The organism is Bacillus sp. NPDC077411 (assembly GCF_044543425.1).
Taxonomy (GTDB): Bacteria; Bacillota; Bacilli; order Bacillales; family Bacillaceae_G; genus Bacillus_A; species Bacillus_A bruguierae.
This window is the reverse complement of the sequence record NZ_JBITWA010000005.1, coordinates 147,178-160,854: the sequence shown is the minus strand read 5'-3', so window position 1 is coordinate 160,854 and position 13,677 is coordinate 147,178. Positions and strand designations below refer to the sequence as shown.

14 protein-coding genes are annotated in these 13,677 nt (G+C 35.5%); 6 read left to right on the top strand and 8 right to left on the bottom strand.

The window, feature by feature from the left end:
* Positions 1-174 precede the first annotated feature (174 nt).
* Together ACIGHG_RS09345 and ACIGHG_RS09340 are read left to right on the top strand one after the other, a co-directional pair.
* Positions 175-750 carry a sigma-70 family RNA polymerase sigma factor gene (locus tag ACIGHG_RS09345; RefSeq protein ID WP_336472734.1) on the top strand — a complete coding sequence of 192 codons (576 nt, stop codon included), beginning with the start codon at positions 175-177 and terminating at the stop codon, positions 748-750.
* On the top strand, positions 750-1,430 hold the full coding sequence (locus ACIGHG_RS09340; protein ID WP_396548209.1) for a DUF3600 domain-containing protein: 681 nt from the start codon (positions 750-752) through the stop codon (positions 1,428-1,430). Before ACIGHG_RS09345 ends, ACIGHG_RS09340 begins: the two co-directional genes overlap by 1 nt.
* A gap of 95 nt (positions 1,431-1,525) precedes the next feature.
* Here the strand turns inward: ACIGHG_RS09340 and ACIGHG_RS09335 are convergent, their stop codons facing one another.
* Positions 1,526-2,497 (bottom strand): MBL fold metallo-hydrolase, encoded by a 972-nt coding sequence (locus tag ACIGHG_RS09335; protein WP_396548207.1) that lies wholly within the window; start codon positions 2,495-2,497, stop codon positions 1,526-1,528.
* An 88-nt stretch (positions 2,498-2,585) separates the two neighbouring features.
* Positions 2,586-2,807 carry a DUF3925 family protein gene (locus tag ACIGHG_RS09330; protein WP_396548285.1) on the bottom strand — a complete coding sequence of 74 codons (222 nt, stop codon included), beginning with the start codon at positions 2,805-2,807 and terminating at the stop codon, positions 2,586-2,588.
* A gap of 213 nt (positions 2,808-3,020) precedes the next feature.
* Here ACIGHG_RS09330 and ACIGHG_RS09325 point away from each other — a divergent pair, with 213 nt between their 5' ends.
* Positions 3,021-3,500 carry a glutathione peroxidase gene (locus ACIGHG_RS09325; RefSeq protein ID WP_396548205.1) on the top strand — a complete coding sequence of 160 codons (480 nt, stop codon included), beginning with the start codon at positions 3,021-3,023 and terminating at the stop codon, positions 3,498-3,500.
* A 187-nt stretch (positions 3,501-3,687) separates the two neighbouring features.
* On the opposite strand, the gene ACIGHG_RS09320 is transcribed toward ACIGHG_RS09325, so the two are convergent.
* The 3 genes from ACIGHG_RS09320 to ACIGHG_RS09310 form a co-directional block, all read right to left on the bottom strand.
* Complete coding sequence (locus ACIGHG_RS09320; protein WP_396548203.1) at positions 3,688-4,437, bottom strand: hypothetical protein; 750 nt, start codon at positions 4,435-4,437, stop codon at positions 3,688-3,690.
* Between the two features lie 141 nt (positions 4,438-4,578).
* Positions 4,579-4,923, bottom strand: coding sequence for a hypothetical protein (locus ACIGHG_RS09315; RefSeq protein ID WP_336472729.1), 345 nt, complete (start codon positions 4,921-4,923; stop codon positions 4,579-4,581).
* A 20-nt stretch (positions 4,924-4,943) separates the two neighbouring features.
* Positions 4,944-5,312: a hypothetical protein gene (locus ACIGHG_RS09310; RefSeq protein ID WP_336472728.1), complete on the bottom strand. Its 369-nt coding sequence runs from the start codon at positions 5,310-5,312 to the stop codon at positions 4,944-4,946.
* Between the two features lie 207 nt (positions 5,313-5,519).
* Here ACIGHG_RS09310 and ACIGHG_RS09305 point away from each other — a divergent pair, with 207 nt between their 5' ends.
* Complete coding sequence (locus ACIGHG_RS09305) at positions 5,520-5,963, top strand: hypothetical protein (RefSeq protein ID WP_336472727.1); 444 nt, start codon at positions 5,520-5,522, stop codon at positions 5,961-5,963.
* A gap of 323 nt (positions 5,964-6,286) precedes the next feature.
* Here ACIGHG_RS09305 and ACIGHG_RS09300 read toward each other — a convergent pair whose 3' ends face one another.
* The 3 genes from ACIGHG_RS09300 to ACIGHG_RS09290 form a co-directional block, all read right to left on the bottom strand.
* Positions 6,287-9,931, bottom strand: a complete 3,645-nt coding sequence (locus ACIGHG_RS09300) for a copper oxidase (protein WP_396548201.1) — start codon at positions 9,929-9,931, stop codon at positions 6,287-6,289.
* A gap of 89 nt (positions 9,932-10,020) precedes the next feature.
* Positions 10,021-11,181 (bottom strand): copper resistance protein CopC, encoded by a 1,161-nt coding sequence (locus ACIGHG_RS09295; RefSeq protein ID WP_396548199.1) that lies wholly within the window; start codon positions 11,179-11,181, stop codon positions 10,021-10,023.
* 131 nt (positions 11,182-11,312) lie between these two features.
* Complete coding sequence (locus ACIGHG_RS09290) at positions 11,313-11,726, bottom strand: hypothetical protein (protein WP_336472724.1); 414 nt, start codon at positions 11,724-11,726, stop codon at positions 11,313-11,315.
* Between the two features lie 78 nt (positions 11,727-11,804).
* Here ACIGHG_RS09290 and ACIGHG_RS09285 point away from each other — a divergent pair, with 78 nt between their 5' ends.
* Positions 11,805-12,560 (top strand): hypothetical protein, encoded by a 756-nt coding sequence (locus tag ACIGHG_RS09285; RefSeq protein ID WP_336472723.1) that lies wholly within the window; start codon positions 11,805-11,807, stop codon positions 12,558-12,560.
* 505 nt (positions 12,561-13,065) lie between these two features.
* The gene (locus ACIGHG_RS09280) at positions 13,066-13,593 is read left to right on the top strand and encodes a hypothetical protein (protein ID WP_336472722.1); all 528 of its coding nucleotides are present in this window, start codon (positions 13,066-13,068) and stop codon (positions 13,591-13,593) included.
* Positions 13,594-13,677 lie beyond the last annotated feature (84 nt).

Sequence of the window (13,677 nt, the reverse complement as noted above, 5' to 3'; positions counted from 1 at the left end):
CCTAAAGTAGATTCTATAGTTTATTATAAAAGGCCATCATAATTTGGAAAATTATATAATGGTTATGAGGAGTTATAAGAAAACGTTATGAAAAATTAATTTCAAAAAAATCGAATGGAATTTTCTGTTCTTGCCAATATATAGTGTACGACATAAGAGAGGAGGGGAGTAAGGATGGAGAAAGAAAGCGAATATGGTTATCTTATTGAGCAGACGTTATTAGGAAATCAGGAAGCATATAGTGAACTATACGATAAAACAATTGAAGATGTGTATAAGACGGCCCATTTTTTGATAGAGGAAAAGTCGGATGTAGATGATGTTGTTCAGGAAATATATATGCAATTGTATCAATCGCTTAGTCAATTTGATCAAGGGCGTCCTTTTCGGCCATGGTTAATCGGTCTTACTGTAAGACAAATTCATTCTTATAGAAGAAAGAGATGGATGCGTCTACGGATTGTGAAAAAAGCAGAAGAGCAGCGAAAACCAATTGAATTTGATTTTTCTAATGATCTTGTTAATAAACTGTCCAATCAAGAACTTGTTACTTTGATACATAAGTTACCTTATAAATTAAAACAAGTCATCATCCTGCGATATTTACATGATTACTCTCAAGAAGAAGTAGCAAATATTTTAGATGTACCAGTTGGAACGGTTAAATCGAGAATTCATGCAGCCTTAAAGAAATTACGGCAAAAAGAGCGAGAAGGAAATATTCTTTTAAAAGAAGTGGGGGATGCATAATGAGTCTTGAATACAAAGTAAGAGAATCTTTGCAAGAAGAAGCAAAAGGAATTGTACCATCACCGGAATTGAAAGAAAAAGTAATGAATCAAATAAAAGTAGAACGCGGAGGGAAAACAATGAAAAAACGTCTTATAACGAGTGTGTTAGCAGCAACATTACTTATTCCAACGAGTGCTTTTGCGTATCAATCTCTTGTAGATGGTGTGTATGGATCATTTGATAATGTAAAGAAACATTTTGTAAATGCAACATTTCAAGGGTATATGCATGTAGATGCGAAGTTATCGCAAGCAAAAGGTGAAATGAGAGACAAAGAGTATACAGAGTTTACAACATTGTTAAAAGGACTGCTAGATGCAAAAATGAAATATGGAGATGCAAATGGTAATATTGATTACGATCAACTTTCTCAAGAGAAACAAGAGGAAATGATGAAGGCTTACATGGTTATTCAGCCGTATTTTGATAAGTTAAACGGAGAGAAATCAAGTAAAGAAGTGTTAACTTCTAAAGAATTTAAACAATATATACATGCTCAAATGACATATGAAAAAATACAAGCGAAAATGAAATCAAGTGAACCTATAACGATAGATAAGGTTCCTGAAGAATATAAAGCAGAATTTCAAGAAGCAGATCATTTCATGAATTATGTCAGCGAGAAAGTACATAAGTAATATATCGAATAAACTTCAAAAAAGAGTCCATGACAAGAAAAATGGACTCTTTTTTTGTTGCAGCGACAAACATTTTGGTCATGATCGTAAGATTCTTATTTTGGAGTTGTTTCTGTTTGTTCTCGCTTAATCAAATAATCAATAATTCCCATAGCCCCGATTTCTAAATCGAGTTTTAGCAAGTCATAAATAGAATGTGACGATGGGACACCTTGATTTGTAAGATGTGATGAAACTTTTTCAAGTAATAAATGGGACAGCTCTTGGCTTGCTTTTTCAAAATTTTGTTCATGTTCAAACACTTGCTCTCCGGCTTCAACAAATATTGGGAGCCAATGTTCTAGCTGCGTGCAAATTTCAGAAATATGAGAAGAGGCACCATAATGACCAAAATAAATAAAATCGACATTCATATTTTGAATACGGTCTTTTGAAGCTAACATAGCTTCTGGTTGAAACTGTGTAGGAGATGTTGTTGGCAAATAAAGTTCAACACCTAGTTCAGCTAATTGACGGTAGTAAATACCAATCGTGTCGCCAGTAAATATACCGTTTGTTAAAGAATCATGAATGCTAATGTGATGCTTTGCATGACCTGGTGTATCGTAGAATGTCAGCGTCCGGTTATTGGCAATTTGTAATGTTTCACCATCTTGTACGATGTGAACGCGTTCTTCTGAAATAGGCAAAATGGGATGAAAGAGTGTATCAAATGAATCACCGTAAACAGCTTTTGCACCTTGAATGAGTTTTGTTGGATCAATCATGTGACGAGCGCCCCTAGAATGAACGAACAGCGTTGCATTTGGGCATTTTTCCATCATTAAGCCAGCAGCACCAGCATGGTCCAAATGAACATGTGTAACAATAATATTTTTTATATCGGTTAGTTGTATATCCAATTGTTGTAATCCATCTAATAGATAAGGAAGAGAAGGTGCAGCGCTCGTTTCAATTATCGTAATCTCATCACCAAGTAAAACATATGTACCTGTACGTTGTTCATGTTGTAAGTCGTAATCATCGATAAGGTATAGCTGTGAAGATAGTTTTTCTACTTTTTTCAAATTTATCACTCCTTGTAGTTTATTATTCTTTTATTATAAAAGAAAAGGCAGAAAACGAAACATCGTTTTCTGCCTTTATGTAATACGTTTAGTTATTTTGTTGTTTGCTAAGAGACATAATAAAGTAGCCGACAAGACCGCCGATTGTTGGAACTGTAATCATTCCTGCGAGTGTGAAATATTTGCTTAAGAAAATACCGTTAACATCCATAAACCAACCTAAAACAAATAACATCATCATGTATAGTACGAAATAAAATTCGCGATTAGAAAGCTTTTCACTTTGTGCAGTTTTCATTATCAACACCATCCCTATTTTTAATAATGGAATTGAAAATGTCACAATTTAGAAGATAAAATGTCACATTTTGTTCACACTTTTATTGTAAAACTTTCCAAGTAAAATGTCTAGTTAATTGTGACGATTTTTTGAACAAAAATAAAACATTCTCATTAGACAATGTACACCATACATTTTATGATGGATATATAGGCGTGTATGAACTTAAGGAGTCGATATAATATGACAATTTATAATTTTTCTGCAAAAACAATAAAAGAAGAAGAAAAGTCGTTACGTGAATATGAAGGAAAAGTAGTATTAATTGTGAATGTTGCCAGCAAATGTGGTTTTACACCGCAATATAAAGGATTGCAAGCTTTGTATGAAAAATATAAAGAACAAGGTTTTGAAATACTCGGATTTCCATGCAACCAATTTGGCGGACAAGAACCAGGGACAGAAGAAGATATTACAAGCTTTTGTGAATTAAATTACGGTGTATCTTTTCCGATGTTTGCGAAAATTGATGTAAAAGGTGATAGTGCGCATCCGTTATATAAATATATGACGGAGCAGGCACCGGGCATACTTGGCATGAAGGCGGTAAAGTGGAACTTTACGAAGTTTTTAATAGGGCGTGATGGAGAAGTAATTGAGCGTTTTGCGCCGCAGAAAAAGCCGGAAGAATTAGAGAGGGAGATTGAAAAAATACTTTCATAAAGTAAAAATTTTCTCAGTGGAATTTTCTTCATTCACTGCTGAATATTAAGTAAACCAAGGGCTTTTCTTGTTATGAATGTCGAATAAAATGTAAGAGTAAATCTGAAAAAAGTAAATAAAGTGAATAGGGAATAAACTACCATTATGTATGCTTAGGTAGTTTATTTCCTATTGTTCGTGAGTGCTATTAATGAGGACAGACGGAAATAAAACATACGTCATCTAGATTTATCTCTACAATTTTATTAGAAACTTTTACTTTTATTTTAGCTGGAGGCCTTAAAGCATCATCAATATCTTCTTCCTGAACAGCGATTAATATTCCTTGTATAGGTTCTTCTTCATTTTGCAGTCGGATGATAATGTTTTTTCTAACAAATCTTTGTAAGTAAAGTACTAAAGAAATACCAAAAAAAGTATTAATTAAAACTGGATTTGCCGCTACTGTTTTTCCAAAATGTAGTATTAAATCTTGTCGCAGTTGTGGAGTCAAATTAAATGTGAAAGATTGCGACGTAGGTTTTTGTTTGTGATTTCGCTTCAATAAACAAAGTTGTAAATATGGAATTAGTAATTTTTCTTGTTTTTCGTTAGTTAACTCAATAAAATCTTTTCCTGCATTTGTTAACGTTCCTATCAGTGTTTCTTTTGTAGTGTCACATGCAACAATTGCTTGTACTTCTAGATTGCGAAGTGTTAAGAGAAACAGCTGTAAAGCTCTTGTGATTTCTGGATCTCTTGGATTTGAAATAACATGAAGTAAGTTGTTGGCCTCTTCAATGCACGTCTGTAATTGATCTAATTCATCTTGTGGAAGTGAACTGTTAGGGGAAGGAAAGCCCGGTGCGGCATTGGGAAAGCAAGTAGATAATGGATGACAGGGGGAGACATCAAAATGAGTTGGAAACCAAATTTGGCTTCGGTTGTCCGTTTTCATTGTTTGTAGAATGCTCCTTTCATATCAAAAAATGTAGCTAGTATAATAGATGTGCTTTTCATACATTCTGTGTCATCATTCACCTATTGCAATTGAAAAAGGCTATCACCTACTCTTGATAAGAGGGATAGCCTTTTTGAATTAATTTCCTGATATTTGTTGAATGTTTGGAATTTCAAATCTTCCATCTTCAATAAAGAATACTTCAATATTGTCAATGTGTATACGTGCCGTCATATTATCAAATTCATTAATATGAGTTGTTTCAATTTTAATAAAAGCGTAGTCTGCGTTTATTTCTAAAATGGTACCGATAATCATAAATGGAAACTGGGCAATTAGAATCAATACTCGGGAACCAATGTGGTTTTCAAATTCTTGTGTAACATTGGCACGACGTAATTCATTAATTAAAGGATTATTAACTGCACTTCTACAAGCTGGAGAAATTGTTCTTTGCCCTTTAACTTGATCTTGATTCTTCATTTTTTACACCACCTTTATTATTATGGGATTGGGAAGCGAGTATTAGGGTCAAATGGTAAGAAGAAGGCAATCATCTCAATTGCAAAATTAAGAGGCGTAGGAAATTGGAAAAATGGTGCATTATTCATTTTAATTGTGACAGGATAAAGTGTAATGAAACCGTCTGATACTCTTATAATACTTCCAGTAAAAATAGGACGAAATGTTTGGCCCAATATATTTAACTGATCAGAGCGAGTAGTCAATAAAATATTTTTCCCTAATAGATCGCTAAATACTTGGTTTTCAGGTAATGTAGTGTTGTTTTTTAAAGGGATTTTTTTCTTTTGTGAATTTTCCGATTCAGTTGTTCGTTTTCCGGGCTGATGTTTTATATTGTTTTTTTGCATATGTATGGCGTGAGATCTCGTGGCATGTACCAGGAGAACAGACGCATATGCCCCCTTTCATTATGAATTTTAACTACCAATCTATTATTATGCGAATCATTTTACTTTTATTTACATTGAAGTGAAATACCCCCTATTTACTTTGTGTGTCCTTTTATTTTTCTTCTTCATACGCTAAAGAGAATAAGTGAAAGGAGATGTTGTCTTTTGTGGATTAATAAACAAAAAACAGCGGTATCACGTCCATATTTTACTGTTCCAAGTGTAGTCCAAAAGCAGAACAGCCTGGAATATAAAGAACAAAACATAAAAATTCCAATTGTTATGGAGACACAAGTAAAAAAAACGATAGGTAATAGAGATCCTGTATGTGAAGAATTGTCCTCATTGAATTTTAATGGTTTAAAGGATAGATTGAATTTCCGCCTTTTAAAAAATATAGGAAATGTAATAGAAGTGACAATACGCCGTGATGGGAATGAGGAAGAAATCATTGTTGGGACGATTCAAGAAGTAGGTACGGATTTTATCGGCGTACTACAGAAGCAAAAAGTGATAGTGACAATATTATGGAGAAATATTAGAAAGATTCGTTTTAAAGATGGAGAAGTGATAGTGATTGAGAAACTAGATGAAGAAGAAGTGATTTAGCTTGTGCTTTAAGTAGGAAATATGAAGGCTATCCTAATAAAGTGAAACTTCCATCCGAGGGGGGTTCTTCATCCCCCTCGGATGGAAAGCCCACCCAATCGGGCTTTTACGGGCAGTTATCCCCCGCCTATCTTCTTTAGAAAAGCGGAAGCGGCTCGCTCAGAAACGCAGGACGCCCACGCCCCCTCCGACGAGGCGCTTTTTGCGGGGCGGAAACGACCGGAGATTCTAGCCGCTAGAGCTGGACGACGCTTCTCTCTGAACCTTGAGGTGGGGGTCTTACTGCCCACAAATAGCGGGATAAAATAGGGATAGCCTATTTTTTAAGAGTTATATAAAGGTGATAGTTTGCTATTTTCTTTTTTTAGTACACGAAGGATACCCCACATTCCGAGTTCAATATCCCAGCGAATATTACCAGAGCGGTACATATAATCTCCTGGTATTCCATTAAGTCCCCCAGCTCCATATGCAATGACTAAATTTGCTCTAGAACCAACACTATTTTCTCCTTGGACAGCGGTAAAGGTTGAGTTTAAATTATTCTCGTTTCGAAGCCATGAATGACCATGTAATGTAAAAGTATGCGCTCGAGGTTTATCAGCAGGGAAAGTATAACGAAAGATAATTGGATCATCTACATGTGCAAAAAATATTGGTGTAGCAGGATCTCCATGTACTTTCGAATTAAATATTTTTGAGACATCAGGATTTCTTTTCAAACGATGGATAATACGCTCAGAGCGATAGTTAAAACCACGAGATCCTTGATCTTCGGTGTCTTCCAGTTTTTCTTCCGGTATGATAAGAATTGGCTCGGGATCGATAATAAGATTTCCGTTTTTATTTACAAGGTGAACACCGTCATGCATTAATAATGCAAATTCACGGAATTCTGGGAAAAGAGGATGTGAAATAATTGCTTGATTTCCAATTCGTATTGGAGTGCGTGTTATAGGATCTAGATGAGTGGCCCCGGTTTGTTCGGTAATTAGCATACCAAAAGCTCCGTGGTGCCGGTGACTGCGTAAATCAGCCATATCCCATAGATTACAAGCGCCAAAATTACGATCAATAAACCAACGATACGTAATACTTTCCCCTGGTGCCACAGTTTGATCAGGATTAAATCCAACTGTAGCACCGTCTGAGCCAAGGGTGTCATATGCGACCATTTGTGCATGAAGGGAAAGTCGTCTTGATGGTGTGAAAATAATATCTTCATCAGGAACTTCTGGATAGCCATGAAATTCTCTTTCATTATGAAATGGATCTGCTAATTGGTTGTGGAGTGTAATTTCTACACATTCACCAGTATTTGCACGTATTATAAATGGTTCAGGATTTATTTTCTTGTTTTTAATATTCTCAACATCTTCTTTTAAAGCAAAAATAATGCCAAATGGATCGTGATCACCAGCTTTGTTATAAGTAATCTTCGATCGGAAGGCAACGACTTCAAATCTTCGAACTGGTGTACCTGGGGGACAAGGATCACCAGGATCTGTTGCTGGTGGTGGATTTTCCCCAGTAGGTTTTGATAGTGGTATTGTTCTTTTTGGTGGCTGTGGTCGGTCTGGTAGAGGGAATAGGTTTGGAACTCGCTCTTTAAATGTCCGGAAAATCCCCCAAGCTCCGAGCCAAATATCATCAATTCCACCGTAATAGTATAGCATATCAAAATCACCATCGCCTTCAACCGCAAATTCAGCGGTAAAAGCTTCTGAAATTCCAAGGATTTGTTGCTGAGTAAATTCTGATTCTAAATCCGGACGATTTCTACGCCAACGTTGTCTGTGTAAGTTAAAGCTATGAGATTCCTCATGGGCGCCTTGAAATAATCGGATGCGTACTGGATCACCATTATAAGTTTGTAATAACGGTGTCACAGGATCTCCATGAAGGAAAGAGCTAAAAACAAAAGCTGGATCGGTTTCAGGATTTGTTAATCGTGCTGATAGCGGTTCATTTCGATAATTAATTGCCATAACGCCAGGGTCACCCTCGGAACCTGAAAATCTAGGTGGATTAAGTGGTTTACCCTTACGATTAAATAGAAGTGAAAAATCATGAACAAACAAGGCAAACTCACGAAAGTCAGGAATGAGTGGATTTGTAATAATAGCTTGTGTACCAGATGATAAGGTGTCTCCTGAACAAGGATCGAGAAATTTTGATCCTTTCGGTTCGATACATATTCCTGCAAATAACCCATGTTGTTGATGTGAATTTGCAAATAAATGATCATGAAAGAAGACTGCTTTCAATTCAACATCTGCAAACCATTGCATTTGAATTGTTTCGCCTCGCAAAGCACTACTATCATAATTCCAGCCAACATTAGCACCATCGGCAACAAGAGGATCGAATTTGACGAAGTGTACATGAGTAGCTGCCTCATATGTTCGCTCTACAAGTTGGAATGCATTTCCACCTAATGTTTCTGGAAACTTATTTGTAAAGTTAATACGAATACATTCGCCGGCATTTGCACGTATGACAAATGGTTCTGGTTTTTTACGACCAGATAACACATCTTTTTCATCTTCTTCTAATACATATATACGACCTTCTGGATCATTCCAGCCTTCTTCGTTATATATTATAGGTACTTGAATACCAACAACATTAAAAATGCGTTCTACTCTTGAACCTTTTGGACAAGGATTCACAAATACGGCACCTGGACGAGCGTTTGGATCAAATTGATTAATTTCAAGCTTTGTTGACTTGCGACCTCCAACAATTCCAAGTGGTGGACGAGGGGCTTTACAACCAAAAACACCAGGAATAAAGTTTGGAAATCCAGGCTTTTCGCGTGTAGGAGCAGGTGGAATTGGTCGATCAGGAAGCGGCTGTAATGCTGCAATTGGTACACCATTCGGATAAAACTGGCTACCATCCTGTAGTGTATTGAAAATGCGATTCATTCCCCACATTCCCTCCCCAAAATGAGGGTAAAGATGACAATGAATAATAACATCGCCAAATGCGCCTTGTAAGCTGCCTGCACCGTATAAAGGGGAAACGGTCAACGCATTTTGTGGGCTGATAGATAATGAATCGATCTGCAAGGAATTAACATTATTACGTTCAAACAACCACTGATGAACATGATAATGAAAGACATGTGTTTCTTTTATCCCCCCATGAATAACACGGATTTTAAGGGGGTCACCTACATAAGTACGTAAAATAGGAGTGGTTGGATCACCAAATACCCAAGAATCATGGTGAACTTCTTCGCCCTCACAATCAGGACAAACAATACCTTCTTGGATGAGACGAACACGATTTCGCATCGGTTCGGATCGATAATTAATGGCGTGTGTTGCACTATTTTGTAATGTATGAGGGTCAATTGGTTTTGCACCTGTTAAATCTTTCACTTCCATTTCATCATGAAAAAACCATGCGAATTCCCGAAAGGAAGGCAAAAACGGGTTATGAATGTCAGCGTAAACTCCGCTGTTAATAGGTAAGCCAGTTATAGGATCGGTCCATGTAGATCCTTTTGGCTGTGCAATTAATGCCCCGAATAAACCATGTACATTACTTCCTTTCTCGCTAGAAAGTGGGTTACCTAAATCAGAGAAAAGGTGAATTTCTTCATGGAGGATTTCCCATGTGTAAATCCGTTTCTGACCGGGTGGAACAGTAGTGTTTTCGTTATTTCCGACAAACGCACCATCTGAAGTTTGAACATCGTATTCTGCTAATTGAATATGCATGGAAGTACTAAATAGCAATTGATTTTCAAAGATGATTTTTACCGTATCACCTACGTTGGCACGAATAACGAGTGGTTGCACGAGATCTACTGTTGAAAACGGATTTTCCTCTACAAGCTTTTTTACTTTACTGACATTTTCTTTTAAAACATATATTTTACCTTCAGGATCGTGATCGCCAAAGTTGTTAATAACAATACGAATCGGAATGGCAACTACATGATACTCCCTCAGCATTATATCAGGCCCCTTCCAATTAAAAAGAATCGCACTCTATCTCAAATATAAAAAGTAATATGAAAAAATATTCATTTTTAACTGGTTTTTTACAAAAAAAGGTAATTATAAAACCCTGTCCATTCGTGAAATATTATATTGCATAATAAAATACTTGCTTGAAAACCAAGCGAAAGATATGTGCTTTTTTTAGATTTGATAAACATGTACAGATGTATCAAACAAAGGAGAATGGTTAGTAATTGAATCGTGAAAAATGTTGCTCCAGATGTATTTAAATTCAAATAAGTAAAATAAACAAACAGATTATAGATAAATAAAATGGCTGTCAAAATACAGACATATAAATGAATTTTAGGGAGAAGTGATTGAATAAAGAGCTGTTTTTGAAAAACAGCTATAAATAAATAACCTCCTCCTAAAACAGTAATAATATATAAATAGATATTTTCAAAAACTATTGTAAAAGGGGATGGGAATATAATTAGAGTGTAGGCTGTCATACTTTTTATAAACAAAGTAGAGACTACCCATAAAATACAGATTAAATTTGAGCGAGATAGACAGAAAAAGCTAATAAAAGCTAGCGAAACTAAAAAAATCCAGGAAACTCCATATAATATATCGATTGGTAGTGTTACTATTTTTTCATTCAGGTCAAAATCGATCGTATTAATGGATTGGAATATGAGTAAAAGTAATGTCGTTAGCAAAAAGAATAATTGAAAAATAAGAAGTGTAGCTTGATAGCGTTTGAAATTTATGGAATCAGTGGGTTTAAGCAAATATCCCCATATAATCCATCCGATTAATATAATAATTCCAAAATAATGAAGCACGCTTGTAGAATAAAGAAGTGTAATCCAAGTTTGTTCTGAAGTGGTTGCGAAGATATTTCCGCAAAATTGCGAATCATATTTGAGTTGGAAGAGTGAGCGAAATGAAAAGATGGATTGATTAGCTGTCTCTTCTGAAAATACATCAATTGTAAATATGTAAGAATCACGAACGATTTCTCCAGTGTTCATCGGTATATAATAAATAACCGTATATACACCATTTGTTAATGAAGGCAAACGTAAAGATAAAGTTGTTTCGTTGTTCGAAAATTCAATTGAGTTTTTAACTATGTTCAATCCTTTTTCATCAAAAATTTGAACAGTAGCTTTTTCTTTATTGATTTGAGATGAAAAAGTCATTGAAAGGTTTGATGGAGCGTTTTTCAGTTTCTCATCTGGTTTAGGATTCATTTGTATAGTGTTCGTTTCTGCAAAAACATGTTTTGTTTGTAAAAAAAGATAGATAAAACTAAATAAAATGAGTATATGTTTCCGTCTAAGAAGTTTGCACATAACTGAATCGTTCCTCCACTAAAAATTCGTTAATTTCGAACAGAAAAACGTAGTAAAATGAAAGATAAAAATACGACTACAGTTGTACAAATAATTAAGAAAGCGGGCTGTGTTGAGTGTAAACCAAGCATTGGTCCCATGAGTCCAGACATAATACCACTTGCGACACCTGTTAGCAGTGTCTGATAATCAACTAATGCTCCAAACACAGCGCCAACAGCAACAGCAATTATTGTTGTTACAATTGTAATTACACCTTCATCTAAAGGCAATTGTGATCCGAGAACGGTACCGACAGCTAAACCAATAGCCGTACTAGATAGCATTGCAATATTCATACCTAAGTGATAGCCTATGAGATGCCGAGATTGGTATAAATGGTAGTATGAAATAGCTGCGATAAAAAAATAGCTAAATAAAATAATGCCACTTAAAAAATTCATTTGTGTTTTCACCTCCATAATAAACTATGAGTTAGCATCATAAAATATTTATGATGAGTAAAGAAAAAGGAGGTTTGTATGGAGGAGAATGGCATAATGAAGGTTCGTGATGAGGAGAGTCTTGTTTTGGACTATAAGGAAAAAAGGGGAGAAGGATATACATCTCCAGCTAGTGCTTTACCGACTCATGAATTAAAGATGCTTCAGGAATATATGCATGGTGCTAATTTAAAAGTATTAGGTGAATGTTTACCAGAGCGAAAACAAGTGATGATGCTAATGAAGTTTTTTAAACATAAACGTTATCAGCGTGTGGAAATATTTTCGAATCGAGGCGGGGGCAGTGTACACACACTAGCGAAAGTAAATGAAATCGGTAGAGATTTTGTTGTGCTTACAACATTAACGGAACGTATTTTCATCCCGTACACAGCGATTCAAAGTGCGAATATTCCTTATGCGATACCTAATGTTTCTACATCTCATCAGCATTTAATATATGATGAAACTCTTCGAAAGAAATTGATGCTACAGTTTGGGAAAACTGTAGCAGAACAAGTGAATTTGAAACAGCAGTTTTTTGAACAAGCATTTATGAATCATTTGCAATTGTGGGAAGGTATGTATATAAAACTATACGACCAAAAAGAAATGTATACAGGACGAATTACGAAAGTGACGAACAAATATATTCACCTAAAAAAACGTAGTAAAACAGAAGTAATATTAATAAAAGATATTACCTTTATTAATATCATGCGTGTTTTCGCTATGTGTGCGGGTTTTATAAAAGGGATAAAGAAAAGAATTTATCAATTGCGTAAAAAAACTTAGAGATGATGTATGCTCAAGTTAATGATTCATTATGATAGATTTAATAAAGACATAGAAAAATAAGCTTCGGTATGAGCTTATTTTTCTATTTATATACAAGTTGAAAAAACGGCATAAAACCATTTTTCTTTTTAGGTGGGCGAGAGCATCTGGCCATACATAGAAGCGGTAAGGGCCTTTTTTTGCCACAGACAAGGTTAAACAAAAGGGGCAAGCAAGTAGCGGTCATGTTGTATTCTGCATAGCAGCGACTTATAAAGAAAAGCGGAAGCGGCTCGCTCAAAACAAGAGGGGGATGGAGCTTCTGACATAGAGGTGCTTTTTGCCTCGGCGGAAGACGCGAAGCCACCGACTGTTCTAGCCGCTGAAGCTGGATCATAAAGAAAAGCGGAAGCGGCTCGCTCAGAGCTAGACAAAGATGTCGAAAAATTAAAATGAATATATATAATTGATGTGGTACCTTCGAAAATAATATAGTAGTATAAGGTTGTAGGGGGAAAATAGCTTGAAAAAACGTATTTTAACTATAGGATGTTTATTTATTATGTTAGCCGGCTGTAGTACTAGTAATTATGGTGCGCATGTTGAAGCTGGTATGAAAGCATTGAAAGATGAGAAGTATAGTGATGCAATTATGTGGTTTAAAAAAGCTGACCAAGAAAAATCTACTGATGAAACAAAAACATTTATGAAAGTTGCAAAATGGATGGAACATGGTGCGACCGCATTAAAAGATGGAGATTATAAACAAGCGATGGAAGACTCGAATCAAGTGATAAATATAAAAAAAGATACGACACTTGAAAAAGCTGTAAAGTCCAATGCTGAAGATATGTTGCAAAAGGCAAAAGATATAGAGAATAAAGAAATAACGAGAGAAGAAAAGAGAAAGAAAATAGAAGAAAAAGGCATTGATAAAGCAATTAAAGCGGTAGATAGCGTTGATGAAATAAGAGAAAAGCAAAAAGAGATTGGGGAATCTTTAGATAAAGCCGAAAAAGTAAAAGAAAAAATAGAGGCAAAGAAAAACTAACATATAGAAACAGTAAACCTTAAGAAACAGGGCAACAAGCAAGGTGATTCTTCCCTTTCTACAAGGAGCGAATTTGAAGGAACT